Here is an 18,183-nt window from a genome sequence, read left to right as displayed (position 1 = left end):
GAAAAGAGGACCCTTTCATGAACACCGGAGTGATCTCACCTCAGGCCCGCGAGAAGGCCCTGGCGGCCCTGTCGTCCGGCGATGAGCTGGACGTTCTGGTCGTCGGCGCCGGCGTGGTCGGGGCCGGATCGGCCCTCGACGCCGCCACCCGCGGACTCTCCGTCGGCCTCGTCGAGGCCCGTGACTTCGCCAGCGGCACCTCCAGCCGGTCCAGCAAACTGATCCACGGCGGCCTGCGCTACCTGGAGATGCTCGACTTCAGCCTGGTCCGGGAGGCGCTGCGGGAACGCGGCCTGCTGATCCAGAAACTGGCCCCGCACCTGGTCCGGCCGGTGCCGTTCCTGTACCCGCTGCAGAAGCGTGCCTGGGAACGCCTCTACATGGGCGCCGGCCTGGCCCTGTACGACATTCTCGCGCTGTCCGGAAACGGGGCCGGGGTGCCCATGCACCGGCACCTCAGCCGGGTCGAAGCCCTCAAGGCGTTCCCGTCGCTGCGCCCGGAGACCCTGGTCGGCGCGATCCGCTACTACGACGCCCAGGTCGACGACGCCCGGCACACCATGTTCCTGGTCCGGACCGCGATGGCCCACGGCGCGCACGTCGCGTCCCGTACCGAGGTGATCGGCTTCCTGCGCGACGGCCGCCGCGTCGTCGGTGTCCGCGCCCGTGACCTGGCCACCGGCGCCGAGTTCGAGATCCGGGCCCGCACCGTGATCAACGCGACCGGTGTGTGGACCGGCGACAGCCAGGCGATGCTCGCCGGCGAACGCGGCGAGTTCACCGTCACCGCGAGCAAGGGGATCCACCTGGTGGTCCCGCGCGACCGGATCGCCGGCCACACCGGCATGATCCTGCGTACGGCCAGCAGCGTCCTGTTCGTCATCCCGTGGGACCAGCACTGGATCATCGGCACCACCGACACCAAGTGGGACCTGGACAAGGCCGACCCGGCCGCCTCCGGCAAGGATGTCGACTATCTGCTGGACGAGGTCAACAAGGCTCTCGCCACCCCGCTGACCAGAGACGACGTGCAGGGTGTGTACGCCGGACTGCGCCCGTTGCTGTCCGCGGAAGCCGCCAGCACGGCCAAACTGTCCCGCGAACACGCGGTCGGCAACCCGGTCCCCGGCCTGATCGTGGTGGCCGGCGGCAAATACACCACCTATCGGGTGATGGCGAAGGACGCCGTGGACGCCGCCGCCCGTGACATGTCCACCCGGGTGCCGCCGTCCTGCACCGACCAGGTCCCGCTGCTCGGCGCCGACGGGTACCGCGCCGCCTGGAACCGCCGCAGCGCCCTGGCCCGATCCTCCGGCCTGACGGTGAACCGGATCGAACACCTGCTGCACCGCTACGGCACCCTGATCGACGAGGTGCTGTCGCTGATCGGGGACGACCCGTCGCTGGGCCTGCCCCTGGACGGCGCGCCCGACCACCTGCGGGCCGAGATCGTCTACGCGGTGACCCACGAGGGCGCCCGCCACCTGGAGGACGTGCTGACCCGCCGGACCCGGGTGGCGTTCGAAACCCCCGACCGCGGCGTCACCGCAGCCCACGCGGCGGCGGTGTTGATCGCCCCCGCTCTCGGCTGGTCCGAAGCCGACGCGAAACGCGAGGCCGCCGCCTACGAGTCCCACGTGATCGCCGAACTGTCCGCCCAGACCCAGCCCGACGACACCACCGCCGACGCCACCCTCCGAGGCGTCCCCACGGTCACCTTGGCCTCCGCGTCCTGATTCCGGTCTGACGGTTCCGGCTGGGGGAAATACGCCGGAACCGTCAGACCATCAACGCCCGCCGCACAGCCTCATCCCGCAAGACGTCGATCACATCAGGTTCGCGAGAGAAGATCGTCGCCGCTCCGGGCAACCCGACCTGCCGCAACATCGACTGACACACATCGGCGAACGGCTGCCACCGGATCTGCTCCAGTAGCTCTTCCGGCCGATAGAACCCTCTCCCCACAACAGCGTCCGGCCATTGCCGAAGCCAGAGGACCACGGTGGAATAGCAAGTCACACGACCTCGGGTCAGGATGGAGCGGTTCAGGTCGAGGACCTCGATGGTGCGGCGGCCCTTCTCGGTCAACGGGAGATAATGACCAACGGTCAGCGACAGCACCAGGCGGTCGAACGGGTCCTCCGCGGTGGGGTCGATCAGTAGTGGCCGGTCCCGGGAATCGACCGGATAGCGGCCGCCTTTCCGATCACTGTTGCACCCCTCGCAGGCCAGCAGGTGGTTCAGCCAATCGAAGGCTCGAACCGGATTTCTTGCCAGAGGTTCATGATGGTCGACAGCGGTCCCCTCGCTGTCCCAGCAATACATACAACGGTCACGGCCGCCGGCCATCCGCTTCAGAACAGCCCGAACCGGCTCTTTGACATCGCGACGGACATTGCCCTGTCTCCACAGGGCCTTCGCCCGCGACGCTTGGTCCTCCACTGCTGTCAGCAGGATACGGTCGGTCAGCACCGTCATTCGGTCGACGACTTCCGGTGGCAGGGCGGCCCGGGCGATCGGGATCACGGGCGGGGCCGTTCCCTGTCGACGATGATCCTCGCCGCAAGCTCCTCGGCGTGTGCGGCGGGTGAGCTGCTGAGACGGTCACGCAAATCTTCGTAACGGCGAATGCCGGCGGCGTCCGCCCGGCCGATGAGGACGTCGGTTTCGAGAACGGCGAGTTCCTGGCGAAGACGAAGAGCTGTCGCCGAATAGGGCGTGTCCAGCCCGAACAGGTCGGACATGATGGCGTCGTCACCACTGCCGTAGATGATTCGCTGGTACTGCTCGGTGCCGATGATCCGGGGCCGCTCGTCTTCACCAGGGCCGGGCAGGCTGATCAGACCGTGCTCGTCAGCGGCCTGACAGATATACGGACTATGTGTGGTGACGATGAACTGGATCTGCGGAAAGTGCTGTTTGAGCCAGCCACCGATTCGTTTCTGCCAGGAGACGTGCAGGTGCGCGTCCACCTCGTCGATCAGGACCACTCCAGGATCGGCTACGGATATCGACCCGCCTTCGCGTTTGAAGGACACCGAACCATAGGTCTCGTGCAATTGCTTGAGCAGGTCGACGACCAGTGCCGCCACCGTGCGGTAGCCGTCACTCATCTCCCGCAACGGAAACCGCCGCCCGTCGTTCTCGACCCAGAGCCCTTCCGAGTTGACCTCACGGATCCGGTAGCCATCCGGCAGAAGCCCGTCGCCGAGAACCTCCAGTGTGCCTCGCTTCAATTCTTCAGCGCCGGGACGGCCCTCCAGCGCCCGCAGATGCTGCTCGATAAGCCAGGTCACACCTTCTGCAAGGGAGGCGTCCTCCCGGAACAGACTGGTCATCCGGGCTGCCGGTCCGCGAGTGGCAGCAAGCCGCTGGGCATCAGCCGAACCTCCGGCCAGCCGCCGGAAAGGCCCATATGCCGCGCAAAACCAACCGACGGAGTTCTGGTTCCACGGACCGGCGATCTCGACGTCTACGATCCGGTCGTCCGCATGGAACTCCTGACCGTCGAAATGCATCCGTCCGATCAGGGGCATAAGATCACCCGGCTCGGCGGGGCTCGTTCGGGGAAGTTTCCATCCCAGCCCCAGCCGGAACGTCTCCGACGACTCGTGACCGACGTCGACGAACTTGTCGACGTCGGTGTCGCGGATCAGTTCGACGACCGCCGAGCCGAAAGCCGACCCGACAGAGACCCATGCTGTGAAGTCATTGACCAGTGCATGAGCGGCGCTTTGACCGCCGAGGGCTAACGCGACCGCCCGCAGCAAAGAGGTCTTGCCGGAGCCGTTGCGGCCCGCGATGACGGTCCAGCCGGCCAGAGAGCCGTCGGGCCGGGTGAGATCGAGTGACACCCGCCGGGAACCGTGGAATCCCCGCACGTTCTCCAGCTTGATCTCTTTGATGTACACCCGAACAGCCTATCCAGCCGGGCGCGGGCGGCCGCCCGGACGGCGACTCCGAAGAAGTGGCGGTCGGCGCTCATCCGGCCGAGGTGCGCGCGGCGGCAACTGTCATGGTGTCACCGTCGCCGTGTAGCGGCAGGCCCGGCAGGATGACCGCCCAACCGCCGCCCTCGGCGAGCACCTCGGCCTTGGATGGCCGGAGCCTGGCCAGCTCGCTCCGAAGTTGCCTGGCGGGCACTACCGGGCGCCTCTGCCGGAACTGGTGACGGGCGGTGGAGGGGATTCGAAGTGGCGAACCTGGTCCATCGTGATGCTCCTCGGTAGGTGTGCATCCATGGCTCCCGGGCGGATCGAGTACTCCAACGTACTTATCCCCGAAAGATGAGCTGATCGGCGGTTACCACCGCATTCGTCCCGGCGGTCGCGGGAACGGCCTGGAGTGGGGCCGCCTCGCGGGGCGGGGCGGGACGTGTGGAGTTCGGCGGGAGGTGCTGATCGTACCGGCGCAAAGCGGTTGATCTTGCACTTTGGCGGTGGGTGGGGGTCAGGCCCAGATGCGGAGGAAGAGGATGCCCAGGATGTCGATGACCCATAGGAGCAGCGGGTAGCCGAGGGGGAAGAAGGCGAAGATCAGGAGGATCAGGGCGCCGACGTTCTTGTCCTCGAACCAGAGGCGCATCCAGTTCATGCTCGGGCCGGGGCGGCGCAGCGCGTGCCACAGGATGCCGAAGCCGTCCAGTGGGGGGATCGGGATCAAGGCCAGCAGGCCGAACCCGAGTAGGCCGCCGCCGAGGGAGAGGATCGCCTGGTGGTCGAAAGGCAAGGGGAGGCTGCCGCGCAGCAGCACGCCGGGCTCCACGAACGCCAGGATGTCGCCGCCGTAGACCAGGGCGTAACCGGCTATCACCAGCTCACCGGCGAGGATGCAGGCTACCGGCCCGGCGGCGAACACCGCGGCGGCCCGGCCTCGGCCCCGCCATCGGGGGACCTCGTCGACGGTGATCTGGCGGCCCCAGCCGGTGCCGCCGATGGCGGCGCAGACCGCGCCGAACGGGTCCAGTTCCTGGCGGGCGTTGAAACGGGCGGGTGGGCGGCCGTCGTTGAGGCCGACGACGCGCGCGGTGAACCGCATCGCCACCGAACGCAGGACGATGCCGAGAAGGAAGGCGACCACCAGGGCGACGAAAGCCACCGGCTCGCCGAGGGCGAAGAGCACGGGTGCGGAACCTAGCCTCGTTCTGCCTGGGCGGCGATGACCTCGCGAGCGAGTTGACGGTAATTACGGGCGCCGGACGACGCCGGGTCCAGCGTAGTGATCGGAGCGCCCGCCACGGTCGACTCCGGGAACTTCACCGTCTTGGTGATGACCGTCTGGTACACCTTGTCGCCGAACGCCTCGACCACTCGCTGCAGCACCTGGCGGCAGTGGGTGGTGCGGGAGTCGTACATGGTGGCGAGGATGCCCTCCAGCTCAAGGTCGAAGTTGAGCCGCTCGCGCACCTTGTCGATGGTGTCCAGGAGCAGGGCCACCCCGCGCAGCGAGAAGAACTCGCACTCCAGCGGGATGAGCACACCGTGCGCGATGGTCAGCGCGTTGATCGCCAGCAGGCCCAGCGAGGGCTGGCAGTCGATCAGGATGAAGTCGTACTCCTTGCGGACCGAGCGCAGCGCCCGGGCCAGGGCCATCTCCCGGGCGACCTCGTTGACCAGCTGGATCTCGGCCGCGGAGAGGTCGATGTTGGCGGGCAGCACGTGCAGGCCGGCCACGTCGGTCTTGATGATGACGTCCTCGGTGGCGACGTCGTCCTGCATGAGCAGGTTGTAGATGCTCAGGTCGAGGTTGTGCGGGTTCACTCCGAGGCCGACCGAGCAGGCGCCCTGCGGGTCGAAGTCGACGAGGAGGACCTTGCGCCCGTACTCCGCGAGGGCGGCACCGAGGTTGATGGTGCTCGTGGTCTTGCCGACGCCACCCTTCTGGTTCGCCAGCGCGATGATGCGGGCCGGGCCGTGCCGGTCCTTCGGCATCGGCTCGGGAATGGGGCGTCGCATCGTGTAGGCCGTGGGGTCGGCAGGGCCGAGGTCAGCGCCGAGATCCAGGGAGTTCTGCTGTTCGCGGAGCGTGGAGGTCCAGGCCTCCGCACGCTCGCCGTTCCCTGACATCGTCCTCGCCCCCTCTCGACTCACAGCCGGAGCCGATGCCCGACTGTACGCCAACCGTGCCGCCGTGCCGGGGTCAGCTGGTCGGCGTGTCGCTCCTACGCATCCATAGCCTCTAACGAGCCCGGGGGTGTGCGGTCGCGTACACCTCCCGGAGACGTTCGACGGTCACCAGGGTATACACCTGCGTCGTGGTGACCGAGGCGTGTCCCAGCAGTTCTTGCACCACCCGTACGTCGGCGCCACCGTCGAGCAGATGTGTCGCGTAGGAGTGACGCAGCGTGTGCGGGCTCACCGCGTACGGACCGTCGACCGGGAGGCCCACCGCGAGGGCACACCGGTGCAGTACGGTCCAGGCGCTCTGCCGGGACAGCCGGCCGCCGCGGGCGTTCAGGAACACTGCCGGGGTGCCCCGGCCGGACTCGGCCAGTGCGGGCCTCGCCCGTACCAGATAGGCCTGCACCGCGGACCGCGCGTAACCGCCGACCGGGACCAGCCGGGCCTTGCCGCCCTTGCCCCGCAGCACCACGGCCGGATCGATGTCGAGTTCGAGGTCGTCGATGTCGGCGCCGACCGTCTCGGAGATCCGGGCGCCGGTGCCGTAGAGGAACTCCAGCAGCGCGCGATCGCGCAACCCGAGCGGGGAGTCGGCGTCCGGCACCGCCAGCAGCCGGCCGACCTGTTCCACGTCGAGGGCTTTGGGCAGGCGCTTCGGCGGGGCGGGTGGGCGCACCTCAGCGGCCGAGTCGTGCGGGACCAGCCGCTCGCGGGCCGCGAACCGGTGCAGCCCGCGCACCGCGGAGACGGCCCGCGCCGCCGACGACGACGCCAGGCCCTGTTCGCGGAGCGCCGCCAGGTGACCGGACACGTCGGCGGCCTTCACCCCACTGAGGTCGGTGACCCCGGCGGCGGCCAGCCATTCGGCGTATCGCTGCAGGTCACGGCGGTAGGAGGAGAGCGTGTTGCGGGACAGGCCACGCTCCACAGTCAGATGGTCGAGATAGGTCCTGATCGCCTGGTCCAGGCTCAGAGCGGCACCTCCATCCGGGTCGCGTCCGTCCTCGTGTTCGGCAGATCCTACGCTTGAGCTGCTGATCTTCCCGGATTCACCGACCGGCATCCGCCCATCGAAGGTCCGGCCTGTACGGTTCCACCCGATGAGCGGCTTTCCCTGGCTTCTGGTGGACCAGAACACCGACGACGGTGAACTCGTGATCGCCGCCTGCTCGGACATCGACGGCCTGTTCGTCGACCCGCCACAGCCGCCGATCGAGCGGTACACCCTGCTCGGCTGCGACCCGGCGGGCCGCCTGCGGGACGCCTGCGACGGCTTCGGCCCGCCCTGGCTCGGCAACGTCGGCCTCGACGCCGTCCACCCGCCGTCCTCCAAACATCCGGCGCACTGCTGGCACTGCGCCGAGGAACTGCTCGACATCACCGTGCTCGACTCCCGGCCGTCGCTGGTCGCGCCGGGACTGGTCGACGTCACCCTGGAAGGCCGGCTGCGGATCGAGGAGCTGGCCCGGTTCGCTCGCGGCGCCGACAAGGCGCCGGAGGCCGACGGCTACCGGCTGGTCGGCGTCACCGGGCACGGTGACCAGGACTTCGGGTCCTGCCGGGATGTCGACGGGGTCTTCCGTGGTCGGCCCGCCCCGGCACCGCGCGGCGCCACCCTGATCGGCTGCCGGCCCGAGCCGCCGCTGCAGCGCGCCCTGGACGCCCTGGCCCGGGGCGGGGCCCGGCGGCGGCGCTGGGTGCAGGGCTCGATCTTCAGCGTGGACCGGGACGGCACCGCGGTCGGCATGGTCGGAGCGGCCCTGGGGGCCGAGGTCGCGGAGGTACGCCCGTCCCGGCTCGGTGACGGACTGGTCGACGTGACGGTCGAGCCGACGTACGGCGACGCGATCGGCGGCCCGCGCCCGGCCGGCGCCCGCACCGTGTGGCAGCAGTGGCGGGCCAGCCGCCCCGACGTGCTCGGCGAATGGGCCGAACACGACGCCGACCTGCGCCACGAATGGGTCGGCGTGGCCCTGGCCCATCACGAGCATCGCCCCGACCGGCCGTCCGGAGCCACCTACCACCTGGCCGGGGTGCACATCACCGACGTGGAGGGGTTCTTCTGCGCCATCGGTGAGGCGATCAACGGGCCGGGTGGCTACTTCGGCTGGAACCTGGGCGCCCTGCACGACTGCGCCAACGGCGGCTGGGGGGCGGCACCCGCGTTCCGGCTGGTCTGGCACGACTCCGAGGTGGCCCGGGAAAAACTGGGCAGCGGGTACGACCGGCGCTGGTGGGCCCCGGCCGTGACCATGGACGATCTGCTCGGCTATCTCGCCGACTCAGGTGTCGAGGTAGAGCTTCGATGACCGTTTACGAATAGTTTTTGGATAGCTCACTATGGACCGTGTAGGTTGCCGCCATGCCGGTCGATCTCAACACGTCCGTTCCCCATTCGGCACGGATCTACGACTTCCTGCTGGGTGGCAAGGACAACTTCGACGCCGACCGCAAGGCCGCCGCGGAAATCGTCAAGCACTCGCCCAGCCTGCCGGTCTCGGCGCGCGCCAACCGCGACTACCTGGCCCGGGCCGGCCGTTTCCTCGCTGAGGATCTCGGCATCCGCCAGTTCCTGGACATCGGGACCGGGCTGCCCACCTCGCCCAACCTGCACGAGGTGGTCCAGGGTGTCGACCCGGCGTCGCGGATCGTCTACGTCGACAACGACCCGATCGTGCTGGTGCACGCCCGCGCGCTGCTGACCTCGTCGCCGGAGGGGTCGACCTCCTACCTGGACGCCGACCTGCGGGACGCCCAGGCGATCCTGGACTCCGCGGAGATCCAGGCGCTCGACTTCAGCCGTCCGATTGCGATCAGTCTTCTCGCGATCCTCCAGTTCGTCACCGACGAGGCTGAGGCGTACGCCATCATCGACACGCTGACCGAACGGCTCGTCCCCGGCAGTGCCCTCGCCATCTCCACCGTGACCGCCCACAACGAGCAGGCCGTCCAGGGTGCCAAGGCTTACACGGCCCGCGGGATCCCGGCCAAGCCGCGCACCGACGACGAGGTCCGGGCCCTGTTCCGCGACCTGGAGATCGTCGAACCGGGCGTCACCCTGGTCAACCGCTGGCGGCCGGCCGGCCCGGTCCCGGACGACTTCCACGTCCAGATGTCCGGCGGAGTCGCCGTCAAACGCTGACGTCCCGCTTGTTCACGGTGAGGCTGTGTGCCTCACGGTCCGGCTCGTCCAGACCGAAAGTGAGTATCCGGCGCGGGTGAATCCGGATGATCGGCTCCGGCCCGTCGATCGCCTCACCGTGCCCGCGGATCTCCACGCAGCGCACCCGCCACGGGTCCACCGACGGCACGTCGTCGACCACGAAGGCGACCCGCCCGTTCGCCGCCACATTGCGGAACTTGCGACTGGCCGCCATCCGGAAACCACTGATGTCGATCGTCTGGGTCTGCGCGTTCCAGCGGAACCCGACCGGGTTGTTCTGCAACGTCCCGTCGGGCTGGACCGTGGCCAGCCGGCCCAGGGGCTGACCGGCGAGATATTCGAGTTCCGATGCGGTGAACGTCATCCGCCCAGCCTCCGACCTCAACCTGGATTCAGGTCAAGCCTTCTCGGTGTAGTCGGTGAAACCGAGCACGTTCCCCCACGGGTCGGCGATCTCCACCGTCCAGCCCATCGCCACCGGGAACGGCTCGGCCAGCAGCGTCACCCCGGCCTCGGTCAGCTCGTCGGCGGTGGCCCGGGCGTCCGCCACCTCCAGCCACAGCCGCGGCCCGGTGACGTTGCGCGGCTCCTCACCCGTCCGGCGCACCAGCAGACCCGGCGTTTCGTCACCGAGACGGAACAGTGCCACCCCCGACTCGTCCCGCCGGAAAGCCACCGGAAGCCCGAGCCGCTCGGCGTAGAACTCCACGGCGGCATCGAGATCCCCGACGGTGAACAGCACATTGTCGATCCCACGGATCACGGTCACGTCTTCTTCTCCACTCGGCCAACCGTACAAGGGGCGGTGTACCCCGGCGTCCTCTTCGGATTAGATGTACAGCGTGCGACGACGATGGTTGATCACCGTGATCATGACGTCGGTGGTGATGGTCTTGGCGACCGCACTGTCCGGGCTGGCGATAAACGTGGCCACGAACAGCCCGGCAGAGTGGTTCCCCAGCATGAACGACCACCCGCTGCCCTGGCTCGCCGGTTCACTGGTGGCGATCCTGATCGCTGGCCTGGCCCTCTGGTGGGCCCAGGCCTCCTACGCGGCGAGTCTGCTCACCACGGTTCCAGTCACGCAGCGGCCCGAATCATGGGTGATCGACCGGCCGCAGGAACTCGCGGCGGTCGTCCGTGCACTCACTCGCCGCCGGGCTGCGGCAACAGTCGGGATCACCACAGCCGTGCATGGCGCCGGTGGCTTCGGTAAAACCACGGTCGCGCGCCTGGTTCGGGCGAATCGCCACGTGCTGCGACGTTTCGGAGGTCGCGTCTACTGGGTGACGCTCGGCCGCGACGCCCGCCGTGGCGCTCTGGTAGAGAAGATCAACGACCTGGTCAAACAAGTCGACTCGGCAAGAGCACAACCTTTCACCGACGTACGTCTAGCAGCAGAGCACCTGGCATCGGTGCTGGCCGACGGCCCCCGCCGCCTGATCATCGTCGACGACGTGTGGTTCGAGGACCAACTCGATGCGTTCCCGGTCGCCGGCCGCTGCGCCCGTCTGGTGACCACTCGCATCCCGTCGCTGGTAGCGGAAGCCGTCCCGGTGAAAGTCGACCAGATGTCCGATGCTCAGGCCAGCCGCGTCCTGACCGCCAAACTGCCACAGCAGTTGCCGCAGACCATCATCGACGGCTTGCTGGAAGAGACTGGACGGTGGCCGTTGCTTCTCCGGCTGGTCAACCGCATCATCCTGGATCAGGCACGCTCCCGCACCGACGTCGCCGACGTCGCTCGTGAACTCCTCGACCAGCTCCGCACCGACGGGCCGCTCCAAGTCGACAAACTGACCGGTGCCAGCGTCCGGCAACTCGACGTCAACGACCCGGATCAGCGCGACGAGGCGATTCGGGCCACCATCGAGGCCAGTGCCGGCCTTCTCGGCACCAGCGAGCACGCCCGTTTTGCCGAACTCGCCGTCTTCGCCGAGGACGAGACCGTCCCGGTCACTCTGATCACCACATTGTGGGCGGCCACCGGCGATCTCGACCCAGCCGGTTCCCGGGCTCTTTGCGCCCGCCTGGCCGACCTGGCGCTCCTGAATCTCACCGCTACCGACGCCGGCGGTGCAATCACTTTGCACGACGTCGTTCGCGATTTCCTGGCCGAAAGCCTCGGGAAAAAGGCCTTGATCGAACTGCACCACACGCTCGTCGACTCGGCGCGGGAGTCCCTCCCCGCAGGTCCGGCACCGACCGGACCCGGTGGCCCGCCAGTGACCGCTTGGTGGGCCCTTCCGGAAAGTAGCCGCTACCTCCGTGATCACCTCGTAGAACACCTGCTGGGTGCCAGCCGTCAGGACGAGGCGGAAGCCGTGGCCACGGATCTGCGCTGGGTCCTCTCCCGTTTGGAGGAGACCGGACCGGCCGGACCGGCCGCGGATCTGGCACTCATTGCTACCGAGCGTGCAGCCCATGTCGCCGGGGTCTTCGGCCGGAACGCGCACCTGTTCGGCCCGACCGCCGCCGCGCACTCGTGTGCCGACATCCTGCTGGACCGGGTGGCCCACGATCCCATCTGGCAGGCACAGACACGGCGACTCGCCAAGAGGCGCTCACGCCCTCGGCTCGTCAGCATCACTCCACCTCCTGACCTACCTGATCCGGCACTCCGCAGGGCCTTCGACACGGAGACGATTCTTGCCCGGGACATTGTCTTCGGGCCGGAGGACGACTGGGTCGCCGTGGTCGACATCTGGGGGACCGTGCGACGGTTGGACAGGGAGACCGGCCGACGGCTCCCCCACCGCGCACTATCTCGGGAAACTCCTGGTGTGTCGGATACGGCGCTCTCTGCGGATGGCGGAACACTCGCTGTCGCGCGCCATGCCGAAGGCGTGGTGACCATCTCCGACCCCAGCACTGGTCGGCTCCTCAGACGCATCACCGACGACGCCAAAAGGGTAGCGGTCTCCAGGGACGGGAGCCTGCTGGCTTGCGCCGGTTCAGGCAAGCCGATCACCCTCTGGGACCTCAGAGCCGGCCGGAAGGTCATGACTCTGGCTGTCGACGGCGAGTTCGTCTCAGACATCGCCTTCTGCCGTGACAAGACCACGATCGTCGTAGCCGGATTCGACCGTGTCATCCGAGTCGTCGACATCGGCACAGGCCGTGAACAAACGAATTTCATGACCTCTGGTTCAGTCAAAGGCATCGCTGCTTCCGCCGACGGCACCTGGGTGGCCACGATCGAGGACGCCACAACGGTGAACCTCTGGAAAGTGCGCACCGGGGAGCGAATCGGATCGCTGACGGACCGTACTGGCTCGTTGGAGGCTGTCGCCGTCGCCGAGAGCGGAACCTCGTTGGCCACAGCCGGCGTCGGTGGACTCGTTCGCATCTGGGATGTGGCCGCCGCCCTCACCCAGTCGTCTCCGGTCGCGGTGCCGGACCGACGAACCCGGATCATCCAGAAGGGCACCGTGCTGGCCACCCACAACTTTATCGGGACGGTGGCCGTCTCGGGATTCGACGAGGACCGGATGGACACGGTCGACCTCGGCTCCGAACACTTCGCGGTGGTCGATCTGACCCCCGATGGAAGCCGTCTCGCCGTGGAGAGGACCTTCTCCCCAGGATATGTGGAAATTTGGAATGTGGCGGCCGGCCAGCGTGAGGCCACCATTCTCGACGTCAGACAATCGACACGTTCGATCAGTATCGCACCTGATGGAAGACGGGTCGCCGCGCCAGGTCGTCGAGGGATTCTCGTCTGGGACGTCGAAACCGGCAGGAAACGCCGCTTCGCTCCCGATTCCTGGGGAAAGCGATGGCTCCGCAGCCTAGCCTTCTCCCGAAACGGGTCGTGGATAGCTGCGGCCGGGGGCGCCGAGTCGTATCTCTGGGACCTCAAGACGGGTCGGCCGATCCTCGTCCTGCGGAGCGCGGGCACCTGGATGTCGTACATCGCGTTCACGCCGGACGACACGCGTGTCGTCACCTGCGGAGACGGAAAGACCCACATCTGGGATGCCCAGAGTGGGCGACAGATTGCCGTGTCGAAAGCCCCCGAATGGGTGGAATCCCTGGCATTCAGCCCCAACGGCCGTTTCGTAGCCACGGTCAGCGACTCCAGAGAACTATGGGTGAGCGACATCGTGTCGGGCCGTCTTCTCGCCGTCACCCGTGTGGACTCCACGCTCCAGACATGTACCTGGAGTCCAGACGGACGACACGTGCTGACCAGCAGTGACAACACGCAGTACCGCTTCGAGTTCCGGAATCAGCCCGCCACGAAGACGCAGAAGGTGTGGCCGTCGGGGTCGGCGTAGACGCGGAGCGGTTCCTCCGGGTCCTCGCTGCGGTCCAGGCGCAGCGCGCCGCCCAGGGACAGCACACGATCGTGTTGCCGGTTCAGCTCCTCGATCGAGTCGACGCCGGTGTCCAGGTGCATCTGCTGGGGGACCTCGTCGGACGGCCAGCTTGTCGGGCGTACGCCCGAGGTCTGCTGGAACGCCAACTGCCACGCACCGTCGGCCGGGCGCAGGACCAGCCAGTCGCGGCCTCGCGGGTCGTCGGTGCCCGCCGGGGGCGGCTCGTCGCCCTTGCGGTATTCCAGGGCCAGCAGTTCGCGGTAGAACTCGGCCAGGCGCCGCGCGTCGGTGGAGTCGAGCACGAACGAGCGAAGAATCGGCACTGTCATGGGCTTCGGGTACCCGCCCACAGTGGATTGATGCGCGCCCTGGCCGCTGATCGGCACGAGGTGCTGTCAGCGCGGATTCGGGGCGGGCCGTAGTGCCGCGAGCGCCAGGTCGACGATGCCGTCCGCGTACTCGTCGGTGAGCGGGCCGGTGCGCAGCATCCACCGGTGGTACATCGGGCCGACGAACAGTTCGACCGCCTGGTCCAGGTCCACGTCGGCCCGCACGTGGCCACACAGGCGTTCCTTGATCGTGTCGAGCTGCGGCCGCAGGATCCGGTCCCGCACCTGGTCGGCGAAGTTCTCGCTGGTCAGCGATTCGACGGTGAGCGCCCGGGTGATCTCGGAGAGCTTGGGATCGGCGAGTTCGGCGACGGTGGCGCGGACGACGGCACGCAGGTCGGCGTCGAGATCCCCGGTGTTCGGCAGTGCTTGCGGCCCGGCGGCGCCGAGCTGATCGGCGAGGGCGTCGAGGACGATCTCTCCTCGACCTCTCCACCAGCGGTAGATGGTCTGTTTGCCGACGCCGGCCCGGGCCGCGACGGCTTCGATGGTCAGGCCGGTGTAACCGGTTTCGCCGAGCAGGGTGAGGGCGGCGTCGAGGACCGCTTTGCGGGAGCGTTCGCTGCGGCGGGCGGGGTCGGGTGGTTTCGGCACAGCCGCGAGCCTAACTCATGACGAGACGCAACGTCTCGTCTTGACAGCGACCCCAATCGGCGAGACGCTACGTCTCGTCTTGTCCCGTCCCGAAAATTCGCACCAAGGAGCCCGCAATGCACATCGCCATGGTCAGCATCCCGTTCCCCGGCCACGTCAACCCGAGCATCGAGGTGATCCGCGAACTGGTCGCCCGAGGCCATCGGGTCACCTACGCGAACGATCCGTCCTGGCGGGATCAGGTCGAGGCCACCGGCGCCGAGTTCAAGGGATACCGGTCCACCCTGCCGAAGGACGACGACTGGGCGGGTGACACCATCGACCACCTGACGCTCTTCCTGGACGACGCGATCGCAATGCTCCCCCAGCTCCGCGAGGCCTACCAGAACGACGAACCCGACATCTTCCTGTACGACATCGCCGGCGCCCCGGCCCGGGTACTCGCTGCCGAGTGGGGTGTCCCAGCGATCCAGTTGTCCCCCACGTTCGTCGTGTGGGACGGCTACGAGCAGGAGATGGCCCCGATGGTCGAGCAGATGCGCGCCGACCCGCGGGGCGCCGACTACTACGACCGGTTCGGACGCTGGCTGTCCGAGATCGGCGTGCGGAACACCGACAGCACCGCGTTCATGGCCCACCCCGACCACGGCATCGTGCTGATCCCGGAGGCGATGCAGCCGTCCGCCGGCAAAGTCGACCGGGAGGTGTTCACCTTCGCCGGCCCGATCTTCGGCGACCGCGCCGACCAGGGCGACTGGACCCGCCCGCCGGCCGCCGAGAACGTGCTGCTCGTCTCGCTGGGTTCCACGTTCACCGATCACCCGGAGTTCTACCGGCGCTGTGTGGAGGCGTTCGGTGGCCTGCCGGACTGGCACACGGTTCTCCAGATCGGCAAGAACGTCGACGAGGCGGCGCTCGGCGTACTGCCGCCGAACGTCGAAGTCCACCGCTGGGTGCCGCAACTGCGGATCCTCAGCCAGGCCGACGCGTTCCTCACGCACGGCGGCATGGGCGGCGCCGTGGAGGGCCTGTTCTCCGGCACCCCGATGCTGGTGGCGCCGCAGGCCGCCGACCAGTTCGGCAACGCCGACCGCCTGGTCGAGCTGGGAGTAGCCCACCGGATCGACACCGAGATCAGCGCGGTGGACCTGCGGAAGATCTTCCAGGCCTTGATCACCGACCCGGCCGTACGCCGGGCCAGCACCGAGATCAGCACGGAACTGCACCGGCGCAGTGGTGCCGGTTATGCCGCGACGCTCATCGAGAACGCCGCGGCATGACAGGTCACGCGCTGCGGAGGATCTTCCAGCCGGTGTCGCGGGCCCGGGCGGCGGCCAGGATGCCGCCGACCGCGGCCGCGTTGGTGATCTCGCCCCGGAAGACCATGGCGACGGCCTCGTCCAGGTCGACCAGGCGCACCTGGAGGTCGGCCTCCTCAGCGGTCCGGACGTAACGGTCCGCCTCCGGCACCGGCGCCAGGTCACGGGCCAGGAACACCCGCACCCACTCGTCGGCGAAACCCGGTGAGGTGTGCAGGTCGATGAGCGACTCGATCCGCCCGGCCGTGAGATCGGCCTCCTCGGCCAGCTCACGGGCGGCGGTGAGGGCCTCGTCCTCGCCGACCACGTCGCGCAGCCCGGCCGGCAGCTCCCACAGGTGCTGCTTGACCGGGTGCCGGTACTGCCGGATCAGGACGACCCGGTCCTGATCGTCGAGGGCGACCACGACGACGGCGCCCCGGTTCTCCACCACGTCACGGGCGGCGGTGCTGCCGTCGGACATGGTCACCTGGTCGGTGTAGACCGAGAAGATCGCACCGTGGTACCGCTCGTCCCGGGACACCGTCTCGTGGGCGAATCCCATCTCAGGAGGCCTCGACGGTCTCGGCCGCTTCGAGGGCGACCGGCAGTTCGTCCGCCGACGCGTACGCGACAGCGGCCTTGACCAGACCGTCGAAGAGCGGGTGCGGCCGGGTCGGGCGGCTCTTCAGCTCCGGGTGGGCCTGGGTGGCCACGAAGTACGGGTGGGTGTCGCGGTCCAGTTCGATGAACTCGACCAGGCGCCCGTCCGGGGAGGTGCCGGAGAAGACCAGACCGGCCTGGGACAACTTGTCGCGGAAGTCGTTGTTCACCTCGTAGCGGTGCCGGTGCCGCTCGGAGATCTCCGTCGCGCCATAGACCTCGGCGACGATGGAACCGTCCTTGAGCTTCGCCGGGTAGGCCCCGAGCCGCATGGTGCCACCCAGGTCACCCTTGCCGGCGACGATGTCCTCCTGGTCGGCCATCGTCGAGATGACCGGGTAACCGGCCTTCTCGTCGAACTCGACCGAGTTGGCCCCGGAGAGACCGGCCAGGTTGCGGGCCGCGTCGATGGTCATGCACTGCAGACCCAGGCACAGGCCGAGGATCGGGATCAGGTTCTCCCGGGCGTACCGCGAAGTGTTGACCTTGCCTTCGATGCCGCGAACCCCGAAACCGCCGGGGATCACGATGCCGTCGACACCCTTGAGCGCCGCCGCGGCACCGGCCGGGGTGACACAGTCGTCGCTCGGCACCCACCGCAGCTTGATCTTCACCGTGTTGCCGAAACCGGCCGCCCGGATCGCCTCGCTGACCGACAGGTAGGCGTCCGGCAGGTCGACGTACTTGCCGACCAGCGCGATGGTGATCGTGCGCTTGGGGTGGTGCACCCGCTCGAGCAGGTCGTTCCAGGTCTTCCAGTTCACATCGCGGAAGGACAGACCCAGGCGGCGTACGACGTACGCGTCCAGTCCCTCGTCGTGCAGGACCTTCGGGATGTCGTAGATGCTCGGCGCATCCGGGCAGGCGATGACGGCTTCCGCGTCGACGTCGCAGTAGAGCGCCAGCTTGTGTTTCATCTTCTCGGGGAGTTCCCGGTCGCTGCGGCAGACCAGGGCGTCCGGCTGGATGCCGATGTTGCGCAGCGCGGCCACCGAGTGCTGGGTGGGCTTGGTCTTCAGCTCACCCGACGGGGCCAGGTAGGGCACGAGCGAGACGTGCAGGTAGAAGACGTGATCGCGGCCCACCTCGTGGCGGACCTGCCGGATCGCCTCCAGGAACGGCAGCGACTCCATGTCGCCGACCGTGCCGCCGACCTCGGTGATGACCACGTCCGGGACGAGGCCGTTCTCGTCCGGATCGGCCATCGCGAAGATCCGGCTCTTGATCTCGTTGGTGATGTGCGGGATTACCTGGACGGTGTCACCCAGGTACTCGCCGCGTCGCTCCCGGGCGATGACCGCCGAATAGACCTGGCCGGTCGTGACGTTCGCCTTGCCGGAGAGGTCCCGGTCGAGGAAACGCTCGTAATGCCCGACGTCGAGGTCGGTCTCGGCACCGTCCTCGGTGACGAAGACCTCGCCGTGCTGGAACGGGTTCATCGTTCCGGGGTCGACGTTGAGATAGGGGTCCAGCTTCTGCATCACGACGCGGAGACCGCGGGCGGTGAGCAGATTGCCGAGGCTCGAGGCGGTGAGGCCCTTACCGAGCGAGGAGGCGACGCCCCCGGTGACGAAGATGTGCCGAGTGTCGCGCACTGTTGAGGCCAAGGCCCGCTCCCGTGGTCGCCGTTCTTAC

At 68.2% G+C, this 18,183-nt stretch carries 16 protein-coding genes; 5 read left to right on the top strand and 11 right to left on the bottom strand.

Annotated elements, in window-relative coordinates; all coding sequences use genetic code 11:
- The first annotated feature begins 17 nt into the window (after window positions 1-17).
- The gene (locus tag BLU81_RS44445) at window positions 18-1,736 is read left to right on the top strand and encodes a glycerol-3-phosphate dehydrogenase/oxidase (RefSeq protein WP_092555384.1); all 1,719 of its coding nucleotides are present in this window, start codon (window positions 18-20) and stop codon (window positions 1,734-1,736) included.
- Between the two features lie 43 nt (window positions 1,737-1,779).
- On the opposite strand, the gene BLU81_RS44440 is transcribed toward BLU81_RS44445, so the two are convergent.
- The 5 genes from BLU81_RS44440 to xerD form a co-directional block, all read right to left on the bottom strand.
- On the bottom strand, window positions 1,780-2,526 hold the full coding sequence (locus tag BLU81_RS44440; RefSeq protein ID WP_092555382.1) for an HNH endonuclease family protein: 747 nt from the start codon (window positions 2,524-2,526) through the stop codon (window positions 1,780-1,782).
- Window positions 2,523-3,911, bottom strand: a complete 1,389-nt coding sequence (locus tag BLU81_RS44435) for an AAA family ATPase (RefSeq protein WP_092555380.1) — start codon at window positions 3,909-3,911, stop codon at window positions 2,523-2,525. The genes BLU81_RS44440 and BLU81_RS44435 overlap by 4 nt, the downstream gene beginning before the upstream one ends.
- Before the next feature lie 538 nt (window positions 3,912-4,449).
- The gene (locus tag BLU81_RS44430; RefSeq protein WP_092555378.1) at window positions 4,450-5,121 is read right to left on the bottom strand and encodes a zinc metalloprotease; all 672 of its coding nucleotides are present in this window, start codon (window positions 5,119-5,121) and stop codon (window positions 4,450-4,452) included.
- A gap of 11 nt (window positions 5,122-5,132) precedes the next feature.
- Window positions 5,133-6,065, bottom strand: a complete 933-nt coding sequence (locus tag BLU81_RS44425; RefSeq protein WP_092555376.1) for a ParA family protein — start codon at window positions 6,063-6,065, stop codon at window positions 5,133-5,135.
- A 112-nt stretch (window positions 6,066-6,177) separates the two neighbouring features.
- Window positions 6,178-7,182: a site-specific tyrosine recombinase XerD gene (xerD, locus tag BLU81_RS44420; RefSeq protein ID WP_092555374.1), complete on the bottom strand. Its 1,005-nt coding sequence runs from the start codon at window positions 7,180-7,182 to the stop codon at window positions 6,178-6,180.
- Window positions 7,183-7,219: 37 nt separating this feature from the next.
- On the opposite strand from xerD, the gene BLU81_RS44415 reads away from it, so the two are divergent.
- Both BLU81_RS44415 and BLU81_RS44410 read left to right on the top strand, forming a co-directional pair.
- Window positions 7,220-8,428 (top strand): barstar family protein, encoded by a 1,209-nt coding sequence (locus BLU81_RS44415; protein WP_092555372.1) that lies wholly within the window; start codon window positions 7,220-7,222, stop codon window positions 8,426-8,428.
- A 53-nt stretch (window positions 8,429-8,481) separates the two neighbouring features.
- Entirely contained in the window at window positions 8,482-9,261 is a 780-nt protein-coding gene (locus BLU81_RS44410) for an SAM-dependent methyltransferase (protein ID WP_092555370.1), read from the top strand.
- On the opposite strand, the gene BLU81_RS44405 is transcribed toward BLU81_RS44410, so the two are convergent.
- Together BLU81_RS44405 and BLU81_RS44400 are read right to left on the bottom strand one after the other, a co-directional pair.
- Window positions 9,251-9,646, bottom strand: coding sequence for a PPOX class F420-dependent oxidoreductase (locus BLU81_RS44405; RefSeq protein WP_092555368.1), 396 nt, complete (start codon window positions 9,644-9,646; stop codon window positions 9,251-9,253). The genes BLU81_RS44410 and BLU81_RS44405 overlap by 11 nt on opposite strands.
- A gap of 33 nt (window positions 9,647-9,679) precedes the next feature.
- Window positions 9,680-10,051 carry a VOC family protein gene (locus BLU81_RS44400; RefSeq protein WP_197686045.1) on the bottom strand — a complete coding sequence of 124 codons (372 nt, stop codon included), beginning with the start codon at window positions 10,049-10,051 and terminating at the stop codon, window positions 9,680-9,682.
- A gap of 97 nt (window positions 10,052-10,148) precedes the next feature.
- On the opposite strand from BLU81_RS44400, the gene BLU81_RS44395 reads away from it, so the two are divergent.
- Window positions 10,149-13,562 (top strand): NB-ARC domain-containing protein, encoded by a 3,414-nt coding sequence (locus BLU81_RS44395; protein WP_231954898.1) that lies wholly within the window; start codon window positions 10,149-10,151, stop codon window positions 13,560-13,562.
- On the opposite strand, the gene BLU81_RS44390 is transcribed toward BLU81_RS44395, so the two are convergent.
- Both BLU81_RS44390 and BLU81_RS44385 read right to left on the bottom strand, forming a co-directional pair.
- A complete protein-coding gene (locus tag BLU81_RS44390; protein WP_092555362.1) occupies window positions 13,514-13,933 on the bottom strand; it encodes a VOC family protein in 420 nt (139 codons plus the stop codon). The two genes, BLU81_RS44395 and BLU81_RS44390, sit on opposite strands and share 49 nt — an antisense overlap.
- Window positions 13,934-13,999: 66 nt before the next feature.
- Window positions 14,000-14,587 carry a TetR/AcrR family transcriptional regulator gene (locus BLU81_RS44385; protein ID WP_092555359.1) on the bottom strand — a complete coding sequence of 196 codons (588 nt, stop codon included), beginning with the start codon at window positions 14,585-14,587 and terminating at the stop codon, window positions 14,000-14,002.
- A gap of 116 nt (window positions 14,588-14,703) precedes the next feature.
- Between BLU81_RS44385 and BLU81_RS44380 the strand changes: the two genes are divergently transcribed.
- A complete protein-coding gene (locus BLU81_RS44380) occupies window positions 14,704-15,867 on the top strand; it encodes a macrolide family glycosyltransferase (protein ID WP_092555357.1) in 1,164 nt (387 codons plus the stop codon).
- 4 nt (window positions 15,868-15,871) lie between these two features.
- Here BLU81_RS44380 and BLU81_RS44375 read toward each other — a convergent pair whose 3' ends face one another.
- On the bottom strand, window positions 15,872-16,450 hold the full coding sequence (locus BLU81_RS44375) for an NUDIX domain-containing protein (RefSeq protein ID WP_092555355.1): 579 nt from the start codon (window positions 16,448-16,450) through the stop codon (window positions 15,872-15,874).
- 1 nt (window position 16,451) lies between these two features.
- Window positions 16,452-18,155: a CTP synthase gene (locus BLU81_RS44370; RefSeq protein WP_092555353.1), complete on the bottom strand. Its 1,704-nt coding sequence runs from the start codon at window positions 18,153-18,155 to the stop codon at window positions 16,452-16,454.
- Window positions 18,156-18,183: the final 28 nt, after the last annotated feature.

This window comes from Actinoplanes derwentensis (genome assembly GCF_900104725.1).
In the GTDB taxonomy this organism is placed as follows: Bacteria; Actinomycetota; Actinomycetes; order Mycobacteriales; family Micromonosporaceae; genus Actinoplanes; species Actinoplanes derwentensis.
Note: the sequence above shows the minus strand (reverse complement) of the source record. Positions and strands in the feature narration are given on the sequence as shown.